Raw genomic sequence first — 17,791 nt, forward strand, 5'->3', positions numbered from 1 at the left:
ATCTCTAGTTTGTAAATGAATTTTTAAAATATAGTTGCGAAAGAATGATATTAAAAAGGAGCGATTTGTTACTATCGCTCCTTTTTATTTCTCTCAATATTTTATTAAAATAACTGTAGAGAACATTGCTATTACATATTTATTTTATTTTCTTTCAACACATATAAATAATACTAGGCACTTTCAAACCGTTTCAAATAACTGGGAACGAACTTTTTCTCTTTGGACATTAATCCTACATAACCCTCTTAAACATCTTCTCCAACTCATAAGTAGAATGATGCACCAGAATCGGTCTTCCATGCGGACATGTATATGGGTTTGTTGTTGTACGCAGTTCTTCAAGTAAAGCGAATATTTGATCGTTCGTTAAATATTGATTTGCTTTAATCGATGCTTTACAGCTCATCATAATAGCTGCTTCTTCACGTAATTTTTTAATATCAACTTTTTTTAGTTTGACGACTTGCTCCATCATCTCATCAATGATTTCTGTTTCTTGTCCTTTCGGGAACCACGTTGGATGCGAACGAACGATAAATGATTGATGGCCAAACTGCTCTAAAAATAGTCCGACTTTTTTTAATTCTTCTAACTGCTCTTCGACACGTAAAAATTCGGTAAGAGATAAATCGATGCGGTACGGTACAAGTAATTCTTGTACTTCTTGCGTAACTCGTCCCACTTTATCACGGAAATATTCATAATTGATGCGCTCCTGCGCAGCATGCTGATCAATCATATATAGCCCGTTATCATTTTGAGCGAAAATATATGTTCCGTGCATCTGTCCAATTGGATAAAGCGGCGGTAAGTCATTACCGTTCATTTCAATCTCTTCTATCTCCCCGACTTCTTCTTCCAATTCCTCTAATTCAAAATCGTCATCGTTGCTAGTCCATTCCTTTTCCTCTCGAACCGTTTCTTCTATTACCGGCTTAGAGGATGGCTGCCAGCTTTGCTCTTCTCTTACGAGTGACTGTGGTGGTTGCCATTCTTGCTTCGGCGGTTGCCACAGTTGTGCTGGTTGTTTTACAGTCGTTGTTTCTTCTTGTTTCTCATCCATTCCTGTTGGTAAAACGATGTTAGGCATAGATGATTCTCTCGGTTTTGTATGCTCAAACTTGAACTGTTCTTGCACACTTTCATCTTTTTCTTTTTTCTTCGTTGTTACACCCGCATCTGGAATGAGTTGTATTTTTTTGAATGCAGCTTGCAATGTTTCTTCGATAAGCTTTAGCAATTCTTGTTCTTTACTAAAGCGTACTTCTAATTTTGCTGGATGTACGTTGACATCAACAAGCATTGGATCCATTTCAATTGATAAGAAGCCGATTGGGTATCTTCCGATTGGCAATAACGTATGATATCCTTGCTGAATTGCTTTCATTAATACGAAATTTCGAACGTAACGGCCATTTACAATCGTTGACATATAGTTACGCGACGCTCTCGTTACTTCTGGTAATGTTACATAACCTTTAATTGTAAAGTCTAGAGACTCAGCTTCAATCGGAATAAGCTTCTTCGCAACTTGAATGCTGTAAATCGATGCAAGTACTTGTCTTACATCACCGTTTCCTGATGTATGAAGCAATTTCTTTTCATTATGAAACAGTTTTAACGATACTTCTGGATGTGACATTGCAATACGATACACGATATCTGTAATGTTCCCAAGCTCTGTATGAATCGTTTTCATATATTTAAGGCGCGCTGGTGTATTAAAAAATAAGTTTTGTACAGTAATATCTGTTCCTTTTCGGCTTGCCGTTTTCTCTTGTTTTATAATGTCTCCACCTTTAATACTAAGGTGTGTACCAGGCGCATCACCTGTGCTCGTAATTAATTCTAATTCACTCACTGAGGCAATACTCGGCAAGGCCTCTCCGCGGAAACCGAGCGTTCTTATACGAAATAAATCATTTTCATCTTTAATTTTACTCGTTGCGTGTCGTTCAAATGCAACGATACAATCTTCTTCAGCAATACCATCTCCATTATCGATGATGCGAATCTTCGATAATCCAGCTTCTTCTAAGTGGATTTCAATAGATGTACTATTCGCATCGATGGAATTTTCCACGAGTTCTTTTACAACTGAGGCAGGGCGCTCTACTACTTCCCCTGCCGCAATTAAGTTAGAGAGTTGATCATCGAGTTTGCGAATTTTCCCCATCTACTTACTCATCCTTTCTTTAACTTTTTCTGTAAACGATACAGTTCATTCATCGCTTCTAAAGGCGTCATATCGAGTAAATCAATCTTTTTAATTTGTGCAAGTACTGCCGTTTCTTTTGCATCTAGAACCGACTTGTCTTGTTTTTTCGAAGACTGTTCTCCACCAAAGAATGATAATTGCGATTCTTCCTCAGTCTCTACTTTCGTCTCTTGTATTTCTGCTGGTTCTTCTTTTACAACAACTGGTTCTGGAGCGACTTCTGGCACTTTCACTTCTACTCGTTTCGGAATAACAATTTCTTCCTGTCCTTCTAGTTGTGCTAACACTTCTTTCGCGCGAGCGATTAAGCTCTCTGGAAGCTCGGCAAGTTGAGCAACGTGAATTCCGTAACTTTTATCAGCCGCTCCATCTTGAATTTTATGAAGGAAAACTACTTTTCCATTCTCTTCAATTGCTGAAACATGTACATTCTTTAGTTGGTCTAAACTTTCTTCTAACACTGTTAATTCATGATAATGTGTAGAGAATAATGTTTTCGCACCAATTTGGTCATGAATATGTTCAATGATTGCTTGCGCAAGTGCCATACCATCATACGTAGATGTACCGCGTCCAATTTCATCGAATAAAATTAAACTTCTCTCTGATGCATTTGCAATTGCATTTTTCGCTTCTAACATTTCAACCATAAATGTACTTTGACCTGAGATTAAATCATCCGCTGCACCAATTCTCGTAAAGATTTGATCGAAGACAGGTAATACTGCTTCTGTCGCTGGTACAAAACAACCAATTTGTGACATAACAGTAACAAGTGCTAATTGTCTCATATACGTACTTTTACCAGACATGTTCGGTCCTGTAATTAAAAAGACATCCATCTTCTCCGGCATAATACAATCATTCGGTACATACAATTTCCCGTTCAATACTTTTTCAACGACAGGATGACGACCATCTTTAATAAAGATTTCGCGCTTATTTGTTAAAACAGGTTTTACAAACTGCTCTTCTTCACTAACTGTCGCAAAGCTTTGCAGTACGTCTAGTTCACTAATTACTTTCGCTAAATGCTGTAATTTCGGAATGAATACTTTTACTTCTTCGCGAAGTGCTGTAAATAAATCGTATTCTAATTGTACAATTTTCTCTTCTGCTTCTAAGATTAATGTTTCTTTTTCTTTTAGCTCATCTGTTATGAAACGCTCTGCATTTGCAAGTGTTTGTTTACGCTCATAGCGCCCTTCTGGAAGTGCTGCAAGATTAGCCTTCGTCACTTCAATGTAGTAGCCGAAAATACGGTTGTACCCGATTTTTAACGATTTAACCCCTGTAATATCACGCTCTCGTTTTTCAAGCTCAGCAATCCACGTTTTTCCGTTTTTACTAACGTAACGATATTGATCAAGCTTATCATTATAGCCATCTTTAATAATATCTCCATCTTTAATAGAAAGCGGTGGGTTTTCTTGAATACTTCTTCCTAGTAATTCAGTTAAGCTCTCACATGGATCTGCACCTTGAATTAACCTTGCTGCATAAGCATTATCTAAAAGACTAATCGCTTCTAAAATAGCTGGTACTTGCAGTAAAGAACGTCTTAATTGTAATAAGTCCCGTGCATTTACATTACCAAATGCAACTTTCCCTGCTAAACGCTCTAAATCATATACTTCTTTTAACTTTTCTTTTAAATCTTCACGTAAGAAGTAATCATTTACAAACGTTTCAACCATTTCTAAACGCTCTTCAACTTTTTCTTTCTGGATAAGTGGACGTTCCATCCACTGTTTTAACATACGCCCACCCATAGCCGTTTTTGTTTTGTCTAATAGCCATAATAATGAGCCTGTCTTTTCCTTCGTGCGAAGAGTCTCTGTTAACTCTAAATTGCGTTTTGAATGCACATCAATTTTCATAAATTGATTCGTGTAATAAATTTCTACTGGTTGCAAGTGATCTAACGAACGTTTTTGTGTTCTTATCACATAGTTAAATAAGCGTCCAATTGCTTTAATTAATTTTGCTTGGGAAACACTTTTCACAAGATGTTCTAATCCTTCTGGAATAGTTGTTGTATCTTCATACGAAATCGTCATTTTTAATGTTTCAGTTAACTTATTTAATTCATCTTTTGAAAATGTAGAATCTACAACAATTTCTTTTGAACCAGTCGCATACACTTCTAATAAAATATCTTCTACTGAACCAGTTAATAACGTCACTGTATTTTGTCCAGTCGTTAAGTCATTACAAGCTAGCGCATAAGATCCATCTTCGAAATGTGTTAATGCTGCTAAGAAGTTATTCTCCTTCTCGTCTATTGTACGCCCTTCCATCATCGTTCCTGGCGTAATTAGTTGTACTACTTCACGACGTACTACACCTTTAGCTGTTTTTGGGTCTTCCACTTGCTCACAAACAGCTACTTTATATCCTTTTTCAACAAGTTGTTCAATATAATTTTTAGCTGCATGATGCGGTACACCACACATCGGTATACGTTCACTACTACCACCATCTCGGCTCGTTAATGTAATTTCAAGTTCATGAGCTGCTTTAACCGCATCTTCAAAGAACATTTCATAAAAATCACCTAATCGGAAAAATAAAAAGGCATCTTGATAGTCTGCCTTAACCTTTAAGTATTGCTGTATCATAGGCGTATATTGCGTCATGTCTTTCCTCCATAATTCTTACATAATAATCTATATTCATATATGTCACACTTCACGGACATCCATATCTCCTATTCCAGGAGTCTTTCCTCATTATAGCACATTTCATAAGGAATCATGTTCATGCAGAACCACTTATGTACTGTAAAAAGCTAGGAAGAACTTCTCCCTAGCTTTCTCTTACTCTTCTTCTGCATCGACGATAAAGTTCGGATCTAATTCTTCAAACTCATCATCATCGACTTGGAAATCCTCGTCTGATTCTACGCAACCTTCAGGATTTACACTTACACAAATTTTCGTTTCCCCAACTACTTCTGTTACAAATTCACGTTCTACCGTCACAACAATTTTATTACCATTTGGCGATACAAGAGCTTCTAAACAATTTGGCGGCTGAATTACACGAGCGATAATTTCTAAATCGTCACCAGAGAAGTTTTTATCACGATACCCAATACTTACTTCATCATTGTAGTTAACACGTTCTGTTACAACTTCAGTCTTTGTGTTTCCATCAAATGAATACCAAGTGTTTACATCATAGAAACCTTCAATTTCCACATGTTTTCCATTCTTTCTCGCTTCGTACGAATGGTTAATTACCCAGCACCCTAAAATACTTGTTGGCTCATTATTCGATTCACATGTATGCGTTGACTTTGTATACTTACGTCCTTTTCCAACCACTGCTTTTGTAATAATCTCTCTAAATTCGGACATTCGTAACCCTCCTCAATCACTATTCACTTAATCATATGCGTGACAATAGCGGAATGTGTCATTCTTTTTTTTGAGAAGAATTTCCGATATAACCCACTAAAAAAAAGAGATGTCAATAAGACATCTCTTTAACAACCACAATTTCCTTTTTTACTTTCTACTGCTGCACCAGTTTCACCCTTCAACACATCGCCGCCAGTTGAAACTAATATTTCATCTGTTACATTGTTAGAAATGGTACTAGCAACTAGCTGTAGTAAGTCATTTACATACGTTTGTGAAGATTTAAACTCCTGTACAACTGGGATATTATCTAACTTATCTTGAAGTGCATCAATTTCAGCTTCTACTTTTTTCAAAGCTTCCCATTTCCCATAATGTTGCAAGTTTACTGCTTGTTTTTGCAAAGCTTTTATTTCATCAATTGCTCGCTTTACATTTTCATTTTTATGAATTTGTGCTTCTGCTCGCTTAAAGAAATCGACTTCTTCTGTTTCAGAGATCATTTTCGCTAATTCTTTCGCTTGCTCAACAATTTCATCTTTCGTATATACTTTCATCTATTATTTCACCTCAATCGGCTCCTTAACCAATTCCCCGTTAAGAGACCAAGTTTTTGCTTCCGTTATTTTTACTTTCACAAGCTGACCAATTAAAGATTTTGAAGCAACAAAGTTTACAAGTTTATTCGTACGTGTATATCCCGCAAGTACTTCAGGATTATTCTTACTTTCTCCCTCAACTAATACTTCTACAATTTGACCTATATAACGCTTATTCTTATTAACTGCATATTCATTCACTAGTGTATTTAAGCGTTGTAATCGCTCTTTCTTCACTTCCATCGGAACATTATCTTGCATTTTTGCAGCTGGTGTACCTTCACGCGGAGAATAAATAAATGTAAATGCCGTATCAAATCCTACTTCACGATATAACGACATCGTCTCTTCAAACTGCTCATCCGTTTCATTTGGGAAACCAACGATAATATCAGTCGTTAGCACTGCATTCGGAATTGTTTCTTTAATTTTTCGTACAAGCTCTAAATAGTGTTCTCGCGAATATTTACGCGCCATAATTTTAAGCATATCTGTACTACCAGATTGAACCGGTAAGTGGATATGTTCTACTAGGTTACCACCTTTTCCAAGAACATCAATTAAATGATTGTCAAAATCACGTGGATGGCTTGTTGTAAAACGAATACGCGCGATATCGATTTTACGAAGTTCATCCATTAAATCGCCAAGACCATATTGTATATCTTCAAAGTCTTTACCATATGCGTTTACGTTTTGTCCAAGTAACGTAATTTCTTTATAACCGTTCGCAGCTAAATGGCGAATTTCTTTAATAATATCTTCTGGACGTCTGCTGCGCTCTTTTCCGCGTGTATACGGTACAATACAATATGTACAAAACTTATCACAGCCATACATAATATTTACCCAAGCTTTAATATCACCACGACGTACTTTCGGAAGGTTTTCAATTACATCCCCTTCTTTTGACCAAACTTCAACTACCGTCTCTTTTGAGAACATTGCGTCCTTTAGAATATACGGTAATCTATGAATATTGTGTGTACCAAACACCATATCTACATGCTGATTTTTTTGCATAATTTTATTTACAACAGATTCCTCTTGAGACATACAACCACATACACCAATTATAAGATCCGGATTTCTTCGCTTTAATGATTTTAAATGACCAAGTTCACCGAACACTTTATTTTCAGCATTTTCACGAATTGCACAAGTATTTAATAAAATCACATCTGCCTCTTCAGTTGAAAAGGTTGGCTCATATCCAAGTGTTGTAAAAATCCCAGCCATTACTTCTGTATCATGCTCATTCATTTGACAGCCATATGTACGAATGTAAAACTTTCTTCCTGCGCCAAAATCGCGAAACTCTTTAGGTAGGCCAAAATCTCTTTCAATTTTAACTTCTTCTTTCCCACGCTTTTTCGCCAATTTCAAGGAAGGTGGTTGGTATACACTTTCAAAGTATTTACTATAATCTTTCTCTTCCTTTTTCGTAGAGGAATTTGCTTGTCGACTTGCTAATCGTTGTTGCTCGTTCATCGGTAATCTCCTTTCACCCTTAACTATACACACACTCTGTAGTCCATTTTAATGCGCTTAGACCCATCTCAATGATGTTAGATAGCATGAAAGATAACTTGCCCTTTGAAACTTGAGTAATCGATCTAATCATCCGTAAGAATGAAGTCTTCCCCACACAAATAGACATTCCCTTTTTTATTTCATCTTGTCCTACCCAAAAGTATATTGCTTTATCCCTATACACATTATCATAGTATAGAGCCTTTAGCCAACTTTAACGAAGAAGGCTTCTTATCCTATATTTCATTTCACAGTTATTGAACATGCTATTTTTATACAACGATTTATATATTATTTTATCATTCTGAATTTTCTAAGTAAACAAATCTATTAATTATTTTTATTCACTCAAAAAGAAGGTTACCAAGCGGCAACCTTCTCTCCGATTATTACATAAATTCAGCAACAAGCTCATCAAACATTTTCTGATCCATATTCAAATCAGCTTGCACTAAAGGTTTTTCACTATAGTCTTTTACAAGCTCTTGGTAAGAAGGCTGCTTTGTGTTTTGATAAATTAAACCTGTTACTAACCCGTTCTTTTCCATTAATGTTTGCATAGCCATCATGCGGTTAGATGGATCATATCCTTCTACTGTACTTAGTTTCGTTAAATTCTCTTTAAACCAATCATAAGTATTTACTTTATTATAAGTAACACATGGACTAAATACATTAATTAATGAAAAGCCTTTATGGTTAATACCAGCTTCAATAATTTGCGTTAATTCTTTTAAATCACTTGAAAAGCTTTGCGCCACAAATGTCGCACCAGCTGTTAAAGCCATTTCCATAACATTTAGTGATGGTTCAATTGAACCTTGTGGTGTACTTTTCGTTTTAAATCCAGCTTCACTACGTGGTGAAGTTTGCCCTTTTGTTAATCCGTAAATTTGGTTATCCATTACGATGTACGTAATATCAATGTTACGACGAATAGAATGGATTGTATGTCCCATACCAATCGCAAAACCATCACCGTCACCACCGGATGCAATAACTGTTAAATCACGATTTGCCATTTTCACACCTTGTGCAATTGGAAGAGCACGTCCGTGAATACTATGCAAACCATATGAATTAATATACCCTGAAATACGACCGGAACAGCCGATACCAGAAATAACAGCTAGCTCATCTGGATTTAAACCAACGTTAGCTGCCGCACGCTGAATCGCAGCCTGCACCGAGAAGTCTCCGCAACCTGGGCACCAGTTTGGTTTTACACTGTTACGAAAGTCCTTAAATGTTGCCATTTAATACAACCCCTTTTTTACATTCGTTGTAAATCTCTTTCGGCAAGAATGGATTTCCATCGTATTTTAAAAGACTAGAAATTTTCTCGCCATTGCCAAGATTCATTTTCATAATGTTAGCAAGCTGACCAGTTGCATTGTTTTCTACTACTACAACACGCTTCGCTTTTTTCACAAGTGGATCGATTTCAGCTGTTGGGAACGGATGAATTAAACGTACATGGGCATGGTTTACTTTCATTCCTTCTTGTTCTAAACGCTGCATTGCCTCTTCGATCGCACCACGAGTTGAGTTAAAGCCTACTAACAATACGTCTGCGTCATCATGCTTAGCATTTTTGTAAATAGGGGTATTAAACTGTAAATTCGCCATTTTACGGAAACGTTTGTCCATTTGATCTTTACGATTTAACGCTGATTCAGATGGTTTACCCGTTTCATCATGTTCTACACCTGTAACATGGTGAATACCATTTTTCATACCAGGTAAAACACGTGGTGAAATTCCATCTTCTGTTACTTCATAACGCTTGAAGTATGCTTTATTTTCACGTTCTGGTAATTCTACTTCTAAATCAAGCTTACCACGACGAATTTCCACTTTATCTAACTTAAGTGGTTCTACTGTTTGCTTTCCTAAAGAAAGCTGTAAATCTGTTAAGAAAATAACAGGCACTTGATATTCTTCTGCTAAGTTAAACGCTTCTACAATATCATAGAAAGCTTCTTCAACTGTACTTGGCGCCATTACGATTTTTGGAATTTCACCATGTGTTCCGTAAATCATAGCCATTAAGTCAGACTGCTCTTGTTTTGTTGGTAAGCCCGTACTTGGACCACCGCGTTGTGTATCAATGATAACTAGCGGTGTTTCAGTAATACCTGCTAAACCAATTGCTTCCATCATTAAAGAAAGACCAGGACCAGCAGATGCTGTTAATGTACGAACACCAGCGTAGTTTGCACCGATCGCCATTGTACAAGCTGCGATTTCATCCTCAGTTTGGATTACTGTTCCGCCGACTTTCGGTAACTTTTTAATTAAATATTCCATAATTTCAGATGCAGGTGTGATTGGATATGCAGACATAAAGCGAGCGCCACCAGTTACCGCACCAAATGCGATTGCGTCGTTTCCAATCATAAACATGCGTTTCTTACCGTCAGCTTTTTCAAGCTGCATCATGTTTACTTTCTCACCAAGCAATTCTTTCATGTATTGAGAGCCGCGTTTAATTGCTTCCATATTCTTTTGAACGACTTGCTCTCCTTTACGACCAAAGATTTCTTCAACAACCTCTAAATAAGCTGTTTCGTCTAATCCTAATACCGCACTAGATGCCCCAACAGCAACCATATTTTTCATTAAAGATGTGCCTAATTCTGAAGCAATATCTGTAAACGGTATCACATATAGATTTACATCTGTATTATCAGGTATTGTCGGATTAAATTTCGCATCCGCAACTACAATTCCGCCCGGACGTAGTTCGTGGAAGTTAAAATCAATTGTTTCTTGATCAAAAGCAATTAAAATATCTAAATCATCTGAGATCGCGCGTACTTCTGTTGTACTTACACGAATTTTATTATTTGTATGGCCGCCTTTAATACGTGATGAGAAGTGGCGGTAACCGTATAGGTAATATCCTAATCGGTTTAATGCAATACAGAAGATTTCCCCTGTACTTTCAATTCCTTCACCTTGTTGGCCTCCAACTTTCCATGAAAGTTGACTAATCATCTCCTACACCCCTTTTGGCTGCATTCATTGTAGTGTATTTTTTTACAGTATTAGTTTAGCATTTTTTATGCAAATAAACTACAATGGACGCAAATTATGCCTCTTCTGTTTTCCCTGAATCTTTAGTATAATGCTATTTCGTTTACCATTCTAGTATTAGGTCTTAAAAAAATCAATAAATTCAAGTGAATTTATTTTAATTCTTCTGAATTTTTAAAACATATTCTTTAGAACGTTATACAGTCAACAAAATTTTTATACAAAAATCGCTCTACAGTTGATTCATTATACTTTTTACACAGTTGATTAATTATATTTTCATAATCCCTATATACTTCTACACCTACAACAGTTTCTAAAATCCCATCAAAATCAGAACCGAATCCTATATTTTTTTCTCCACCTAATGAACAAATATATTCCACATGCCTTAATATATCTGCTATATTCGCTTGTCTTTCATTCGTTAAAAACTGCGGTACGAAAGTAATACCAATAATGCTATTTTTCTTTATAAGGGCTCTTATTTGTTCATCGGTTAAATTGCGTGGATGCCCACAAAGTTGATAACAGTTTGAATGAGATGCAATTGGGTTTTTAGCAATTTCAATAACATCCCAAAAGCTTCTTTCATTTAAGTGAGACACATCGGTCCATAAATGTAACGTATTAAGTTCTTGTACAACTTGTCTACCAAATGTAGTTAAACCTGCTCCACGTGCCTCTAGCGCTCCATCAGCTAACAGATTGGCATAGTTCCATGTCAATCCAAAGGAACGTACACCTAAGCGATAAAACAAACGTAATTTCATCTCTTCTTTTCCAATTGCTTCGCATCCTTCTAATGTTAATAATGCTCCAATCTCGTCCTGTTTTAGCATGTTAATATCGTTTTTTGTCTGAATAAACTTCATTCCTGGTAGCGATAGAATTTCATTATGAAAAATATCTATCATTTGCAGCGCAACTTCAAAACGCTTTTCATACGCTACTGTTTCTGGTATATATATAGCAAAGCATTGTATACTTCCTTTTCTTTTCATTAATTGTTCAAATGTAATATGTAATTGTGAATCGTTTTGAAAGTCTTTTTTTCCCTTTGCACTCCATAACTGAAAGAGTACATCGCAATGTGCATCAAAAATTTTCATTTTCATTCCTCCATTACAAAAACAACCTGTTTGCATACATGCAAACAGGTTGTTTCAACTTAACGAGGTTCTACAATTAATTTTATCGCTGTACGCTCTTCACCATCAATCATAATATCTGTAAACGCTGGGATACAAATCAAGTCCAAACCGCTAGGCGCTACAAATCCTCTTGCAATTGCTACTGCCTTTACCGCTTGGTTCAATGCACCTGCACCAATAGCTTGAATTTCTGCTGTTCCGCGTTCGCGAATAACACCTGCAAGTGCACCAGCTACAGAATTAGGGACCGACGTTGCTTTAACTTTTAATATTTCCATTCCGCGTTTCCTCCTCGTTTCTATAAAAAGTAATAGCAATTATTTCACTTTAACTTATATTCACGAGGAATGGCACGTATTCCTGCTAAATTTCTGTAATTTTTCTAAAAAATTAAAATATAACGAATTCTCTAACTTTTCGTTAAAAATCAGTCAAAAAATGGCTGGTCATCATTAATTAAAATGCGCTCAATTTTCTTTGCTTTCCCTGTATTAGGATCCACATCAATTAACACTGCACTTAATTGTGTTCTACCATTCGTCACTTCAAAACGCACTGGTAAGTTCGTTAAAAACTTCTTCAATACCGCTTCGCGATCCATACCTAAAATCCCATCATATGGGCCTGTCATACCAACATCTGTAATATAAGCTGTTCCGCTTGGTAAAATACGATTATCAGCTGTAGGAACGTGTGTATGTGTACCTACTACCGCTGTAGCACGACCGTCTACATACCAACCTAACGCCTGCTTCTCACTTGTTGTTTCAGCATGAAAATCAACAAAGATAATGTTTGTACGTTTTTTTGCAATACTGATTAACTCATCCACTTTACGGAATGGACAATCAATTGGAGGAAGGAAAGTACGTCCTTGTAAGTTAATAACTGCAACTTCTGTTCCATTACAATTTACAAAGATAAGCCCTTTTCCCGGCGTTCCTTCTGGGAAGTTAGCTGGTCTTGCAAGATATTTTGCATCATCGATAAATTCAAATACTTCACGGTTATCCCAAGCGTGGTTTCCAAGCGTAACCGCTTGTGCCCCGCACTCTAAAAAGTTTCGATATATTTTTTCCGTAATTCCACGTCCACCCGCAGCATTTTCTCCATTAATAATTGTTACTGTCGGTGTATATTTCTTCTTTAATGCCGGTACGTACTGTTGAATCATGTCTCTACCAGGAGATCCTACTACATCCCCAACAAATAATATTCTCATATGTCTTACCCTTTCTATGTACTACATTTTTTATTACCATACTATAACCTTAAAGCTATTTCCTTACAACAGTTACAATTTATCTATTATAAGTTTCTTTCACTTGCATACTGCTCATAAATAATTTTCTTTATTTTACCCAATTCCAACACAAAAAAATAAAGTGGTGTTTCACCACTTTATTTTGCGTATTCCACTGCACGTGTTTCACGAATAACAGTTACTTTAATATGTCCTGGATAATCCAGTTCATTTTCAATACGTTTTCGAATATCACGAGCTAAACGATGAGCTTCTAAATCATCAATTGTATCTGGTTTTACCAGAATACGAACTTCACGTCCTGCTTGAATTGCGAAAGATTTTTCTACGCCTTCATAAGACTCTGAAATTTCTTCTAACTTTTCAAGACGACGAATGTAATTCTCAAGCGTTTCACTACGAGCTCCCGGTCTTGCAGCTGATAATGCATCTGCTGCAGCAACTAGAACTGCAATGATAGAAGTTGGTTCTGTGTCACCATGGTGAGATGCGATACTGTTTATTACAACAGGATGCTCTTTATATTTCGTTGCGAGTTCAACACCAATTTCAACGTGACTACCTTCTACTTCATGATCGATTGCTTTTCCGATATCATGTAATAGACCAGCACGTCTTGCTAGTTTTTCATCCTCACCAAGCTCCGCTGCCATAAGTCCAGTTAAATATGCAACTTCCATAGAGTGTTTTAAGACGTTTTGTCCGTAACTTGTACGGTATTTTAAACGACCTAAAATTTTAATTAAATCTGGATGTAAGCCATGAACACCCACTTCAAACGTTGTTTGCTCTCCGACTTCACGAATATACTCGTCCACTTCACGTCTTGATTTTTCGACCATCTCTTCAATACGCGCTGGGTGAATACGTCCGTCCTGTACTAGTTTATCAAGAGCGATACGAGCTGTTTCACGACGAATCGGGTCAAATCCAGATAGAATTACCGCTTCTGGTGTATCATCGATAATAAGGTCAATACCTGTTAACGTTTCTAACGTACGAATGTTACGACCTTCACGTCCGATAATACGTCCCTTCATTTCGTCATTTGGAAGATTTACAACCGAAACGGTTGTTTCAGCAACATGATCAGCTGCACATCTTTGCATTGCAAGAGATAAAATCTCTTTTGCCTTCTTATCCGCTTCTTCTTTCGCGCGAACTTCACTTTCTTTTACCATAACGGCAATTTCATGAGAAACTTCACTTTCCACTTTACCAAGAATAATTGCTTTCGCTTGTTCGCGGGTCAGATTGGAAATGCGCTCTAATTCTGTTTGTTGCTTTTGAACTAACTCTCCCACTTTGCTTTCCAACTCTTCAATCTGTTGTTGTTTCGCTACAAGAGATTCCTCTTTCTTTTCTAACTGTCGCTCGCGGTTATCGAGCGTTTCGTCTTTACGATCAAGGTTCTCTTCTTTTTGCATTAAACGATTTTCTTGTTTTTGTAATTCGCTTCTACGGTCACGAATTTCTAATTCAGCTTCTGTACGAAGTGTATGAATTTCATCCTTTGCTTCTAAAAGCGCTTCTTTCTTAAGTGCTTCAGCATCACGATTCGCTTCGTCTAGAATACGTTTTGCTTCATTAGCTGCACCATTAATCTTCGCTTCAGCAATAGACTTTCGAACAAAAAAGCCAACAACTGCACCGACTGTTGCAAGCAAAATGGAGATGAGTATCCAAACTGTACTACTACTCATGATTTCACCTCCCCTTGCTATGAATGAAAAAAGACTGTCGGCATGTACATTGAATTACAACGTACAGCAAAGACCGTCGTCCCGCTTTTTTAAGGGACTTTCTTCATTTCACAATTAAAATGTCATATTATTATTTCGGCAAGATTTAAGTCTTACTCCGAATATTACTTCTCTTCTTGAGAAGAGTATATCGTATATAAGAAAAAATATACATTCTCATTGTATCTATCGCAATTTTCATTGTCAAGCGTTGTCTACTTTTACTTTCTTTACCTTAAGCCCTGAATCTTATATGGATTTAAAAAACAGACAGCATATTATCCTGGAAAACCTTAGAAAATCCCAATTCATTCACTTAAAATACATGAATATTCCCCTTTACACATAGCCTTTTGGATAGAATAAATATTTTATCTCCAGCTATATATAACGCTTTCATAGTGGATTAAAAAATAAAAGACACGGGACCGTGTCTTTTATTTTTTAATCTTGACGAGTTGAATCTTCCGTGTCTTCAACACCAGAGTTTTCACCAATTCCGTGATGTTCACGAACAAAGAAGGCAATTTCTTCTCTTAAATCCGTATTCTCTTTTAAGAATTGCTTCGAATTTTCACGACCTTGTCCTAAGCGTTCTTCATTATAAGAGTACCAAGCACCGCTCTTTTGAACGATATCAAGTTCAGAAGCCATATCTAAGATTTCACCTTCTCTTGAAATACCTTCTCCGTACATAATATCAACTTCAGCAACACGGAATGGCGGTGCTACTTTATTTTTAACTACTTTTACTTTCGTTTTATTACCAACAATATCGTTACCTTGCTTTAACTGCTCAGCACGACGTACTTCAAGACGGACAGTTGAATAGAATTTCAACGCACGACCACCTGGAGTTGTTTCTGGGTTCCCGAACATAACCCCAACTTTTTCACGAATTTGGTTGATAAAGATTGCGATTGTTTTTGATTTGTTGATTGCACCTGAAAGTTTACGAAGTGCTTGTGACATTAAACGTGCTTGTAAACCAACGTGAGAGTCACCCATGTCCCCTTCGATCTCAGCTTTCGGTACAAGAGCTGCCACAGAGTCAATTACGATAATATCAACCGCTCCACTTCGTACAAGTGCTTCTGCGATTTCTAGTCCTTGCTCCCCTGTATCAGGCTGTGATAATAGTAATTCATCTATGTTAACACCTAATTTTTGTGCATATACAGGATCCATTGCATGCTCCGCATCAATGAACGCTGCTTGTCCACCTTGACGCTGTACTTCCGCGATTGCGTGTAATGAAACTGTTGTTTTACCTGAACTTTCAGGTCCATAAATTTCAATAACACGGCCACGTGGGTATCCGCCTACCCCTAGTGCCACATCAAGTGCTAAAGAACCACTTGAAATTGTAGAAATTCTACGCTCCGCTTGTTCTCCTAATTTCATAATTGAACCTTTACCGAATTGCTTCTCTATTTGTTTTAACGCCATATCTAATGCCGCTTGACGATCGCTCATTCAAAATTCCTCCTTAACTAAATTGCTAATCTTATTATACCTATTTTCAATTCAATTTGCCAACAAAAATCGAACATTTATTCGATTTTTTTATTTTATATCGAATAAAACTAGGTTTTCCAACAAAAAAAACTAGAAGAAATTTATATCTCTTCTAGCTTTTTAAATAAATGATAAAATCCATATTTTGTAGAGCGTTCTCTAATTTGTTGACGACTTCCACTTAAATTAAGCGAGAAGACTACAGCTGGTTCATCTTTAATCACCAATCCAATAAATACTGTTCCTGGTTCTTTATGCTCTGAAGCATCCGGTCCTGCCACCCCAGTGAAACTAATTCCGATATCTGCTTTTAACAGTTCCTTTACATTTTCAGCAAGATAGCGAGCACACTGTTTACTAACCGCGCCATCAGTACGTAACACTTCTTCAGGCACATGTAAAATTTGTTGCTTCACATCATTTTGATAACAAATGACACCGCCTTTAAATACAGACGAAACACCAGCATTTTCTGTTACTTGATTTCCAAAAAGACCACCTGTTAAACTTTCTGCACACGCTAAAGTTAACCCTTTTTCCTTCAATAGCCTTATTGCCTTGTAATGAAGGAAATCTTGGTCATATCCGTAGAAAAATTCTCCTACTCTTTCTAAAATCAAATCTTCCACATGCTGAATCAGTTTCTCCGCCTCATCAGCATCATGATGTTTGGCAGTTAAACGTAATGTCACTTCTCCATCATTTGCAAGTGGTGCAATGGTTGGGTTCGTTTGTCCATCAATTAAATCTTGAACTTTCACCTCTAATTGAGATTCCCCAATACCAAAAAAACGAAGAACACGAGAATAAATATTTTCCCCCGTTGTAAACTTACATAAAAAAGGCTCTACGTAACTTATATACATCGGCTTCATTTCTTTTGGTGGTCCTGGTAATAAAATATAAACTTTTCCATTCGTATTTAATCCCATACCAGGCGCCATACCGTGATCATTCGCAAATACAGTCGATCCATTTAAAACGAGCGCCTGCTTTTTATTATTCTCCGTAAATTCACGGCCTGTACGCTTAAAATAATCGCTTATCGATGTTAATGCCTTTTCATCATACACAAGCTCTTCATCTAAACTAGACGCTATTGTTTCTTTCGTTAAATCATCTTTTGTCGGTCCTAATCCACCTGTAAAAATGAGCATATCAGCTCGTTCTTCAGCCAATTCAATTGCCTTCTGTAATCGCTTGTTATTATCCCCAACAACAGTATGGTAGTACACGTTAATTCCGATTGAAGCTAACTTTTCAGATAAAAACTGGGCATTTGTATTTGCAATTTGTCCAAGTAATAATTCCGTTCCAACCGCAATAATTTCAGCATTCATCCCAATTCCCCCATAA

At 36.8% G+C, this 17,791-nt stretch carries 13 protein-coding genes; all 13 read right to left on the minus strand.

Annotated elements, in window-relative coordinates; genetic code table 11:
- Positions 1 to 235 precede the first annotated feature (235 nt).
- The 13 genes from mutL to QCI77_RS19015 all read right to left on the minus strand — a co-directional run bounded on the left by mutL (position 236) and on the right by QCI77_RS19015 (position 17,775).
- Positions 236 to 2,179 (minus strand): DNA mismatch repair endonuclease MutL, encoded by a 1,944-nt coding sequence (gene mutL, locus QCI77_RS18955; protein ID WP_002033700.1) that lies wholly within the window; start codon positions 2,177 to 2,179, stop codon positions 236 to 238.
- Positions 2,180 to 2,187: 8 nt separating this feature from the next.
- Entirely contained in the window at positions 2,188 to 4,860 is a 2,673-nt protein-coding gene (mutS, locus tag QCI77_RS18960) for a DNA mismatch repair protein MutS (protein WP_002190482.1), read from the minus strand.
- Between the two features lie 180 nt (positions 4,861 to 5,040).
- Positions 5,041 to 5,583, minus strand: coding sequence for an outer spore coat protein CotE (gene cotE / locus QCI77_RS18965; RefSeq protein WP_002014610.1), 543 nt, complete (start codon positions 5,581 to 5,583; stop codon positions 5,041 to 5,043).
- A gap of 128 nt (positions 5,584 to 5,711) precedes the next feature.
- Positions 5,712 to 6,143, minus strand: a complete 432-nt coding sequence (locus tag QCI77_RS18970) for a YlbF/YmcA family competence regulator (RefSeq protein ID WP_002033698.1) — start codon at positions 6,141 to 6,143, stop codon at positions 5,712 to 5,714.
- 3 nt (positions 6,144 to 6,146) lie between these two features.
- Positions 6,147 to 7,676 carry a tRNA (N6-isopentenyl adenosine(37)-C2)-methylthiotransferase MiaB gene (miaB, locus tag QCI77_RS18975; protein ID WP_033731185.1) on the minus strand — a complete coding sequence of 510 codons (1,530 nt, stop codon included), beginning with the start codon at positions 7,674 to 7,676 and terminating at the stop codon, positions 6,147 to 6,149.
- Positions 7,677 to 8,107: 431 nt separating this feature from the next.
- Positions 8,108 to 8,974, minus strand: a complete 867-nt coding sequence (locus QCI77_RS18980; protein ID WP_002088040.1) for a 2-oxoacid:ferredoxin oxidoreductase subunit beta — start codon at positions 8,972 to 8,974, stop codon at positions 8,108 to 8,110.
- Positions 8,961 to 10,718, minus strand: coding sequence for a 2-oxoacid:acceptor oxidoreductase subunit alpha (locus tag QCI77_RS18985; protein WP_002014603.1), 1,758 nt, complete (start codon positions 10,716 to 10,718; stop codon positions 8,961 to 8,963). Before QCI77_RS18985 ends, QCI77_RS18980 begins: the two co-directional genes overlap by 14 nt.
- 227 nt (positions 10,719 to 10,945) lie before the next feature.
- Entirely contained in the window at positions 10,946 to 11,869 is a 924-nt protein-coding gene (locus QCI77_RS18990) for a dipeptidase (RefSeq protein WP_012261534.1), read from the minus strand.
- A 59-nt stretch (positions 11,870 to 11,928) separates the two neighbouring features.
- Complete coding sequence (spoVS, locus tag QCI77_RS18995) at positions 11,929 to 12,189, minus strand: stage V sporulation protein SpoVS (protein ID WP_000404341.1); 261 nt, start codon at positions 12,187 to 12,189, stop codon at positions 11,929 to 11,931.
- 149 nt (positions 12,190 to 12,338) lie between these two features.
- Positions 12,339 to 13,133 carry a TIGR00282 family metallophosphoesterase gene (locus tag QCI77_RS19000; RefSeq protein ID WP_002014601.1) on the minus strand — a complete coding sequence of 265 codons (795 nt, stop codon included), beginning with the start codon at positions 13,131 to 13,133 and terminating at the stop codon, positions 12,339 to 12,341.
- Positions 13,134 to 13,312: 179 nt separating this feature from the next.
- Positions 13,313 to 14,878 (minus strand): ribonuclease Y, encoded by a 1,566-nt coding sequence (rny, locus tag QCI77_RS19005; RefSeq protein WP_002014600.1) that lies wholly within the window; start codon positions 14,876 to 14,878, stop codon positions 13,313 to 13,315.
- Positions 14,879 to 15,361: 483 nt separating this feature from the next.
- Positions 15,362 to 16,393: a recombinase RecA gene (gene recA / locus QCI77_RS19010; RefSeq protein ID WP_002014599.1), complete on the minus strand. Its 1,032-nt coding sequence runs from the start codon at positions 16,391 to 16,393 to the stop codon at positions 15,362 to 15,364.
- Positions 16,394 to 16,536: 143 nt separating this feature from the next.
- Positions 16,537 to 17,775: a competence/damage-inducible protein A gene (locus QCI77_RS19015; protein WP_002014598.1), complete on the minus strand. Its 1,239-nt coding sequence runs from the start codon at positions 17,773 to 17,775 to the stop codon at positions 16,537 to 16,539.
- Positions 17,776 to 17,791 lie beyond the last annotated feature (16 nt).

The sequence above is a fragment of the Bacillus cereus group sp. MG9 genome (genome assembly GCF_040459995.1).
Classification (GTDB): domain Bacteria; phylum Bacillota; class Bacilli; order Bacillales; family Bacillaceae_G; genus Bacillus_A; species Bacillus_A mycoides.

Bases quoted from the DNA above. Each gene is read 5' to 3' on its own strand.
- mutL (WP_002033700.1), bottom strand. From the start codon at position 2,179: ATGGGGAAAATTCGCAAACTCGATGATCAACTCTCTAACTTAATTGCG.
- mutS (WP_002190482.1), bottom strand. From the start codon at position 4,860: ATGACGCAATATACGCCTATGATACAGCAATACTTAAAGGTTAAGGCA.
- cotE (WP_002014610.1), bottom strand. From the start codon at position 5,583: ATGTCCGAATTTAGAGAGATTATTACAAAAGCAGTGGTTGGAAAAGGA.
- QCI77_RS18970 (WP_002033698.1), bottom strand. From the start codon at position 6,143: ATGAAAGTATATACGAAAGATGAAATTGTTGAGCAAGCGAAAGAATTA.
- miaB (WP_033731185.1), bottom strand. From the start codon at position 7,676: ATGAACGAGCAACAACGATTAGCAAGTCGACAAGCAAATTCCTCTACG.
- QCI77_RS18980 (WP_002088040.1), bottom strand. From the start codon at position 8,974: ATGGCAACATTTAAGGACTTTCGTAACAGTGTAAAACCAAACTGGTGC.
- QCI77_RS18985 (WP_002014603.1), bottom strand. From the start codon at position 10,718: ATGATTAGTCAACTTTCATGGAAAGTTGGAGGCCAACAAGGTGAAGGA.
- QCI77_RS18990 (WP_012261534.1), bottom strand. From the start codon at position 11,869: ATGAAAATTTTTGATGCACATTGCGATGTACTCTTTCAGTTATGGAGT.
- spoVS (WP_000404341.1), bottom strand. From the start codon at position 12,189: ATGGAAATATTAAAAGTTAAAGCAACGTCGGTCCCTAATTCTGTAGCT.
- QCI77_RS19000 (WP_002014601.1), bottom strand. From the start codon at position 13,133: ATGAGAATATTATTTGTTGGGGATGTAGTAGGATCTCCTGGTAGAGAC.
- rny (WP_002014600.1), bottom strand. From the start codon at position 14,878: ATGAGTAGTAGTACAGTTTGGATACTCATCTCCATTTTGCTTGCAACA.
- recA (WP_002014599.1), bottom strand. From the start codon at position 16,393: ATGAGCGATCGTCAAGCGGCATTAGATATGGCGTTAAAACAAATAGAG.
- QCI77_RS19015 (WP_002014598.1), bottom strand. From the start codon at position 17,775: ATGAATGCTGAAATTATTGCGGTTGGAACGGAATTATTACTTGGACAA.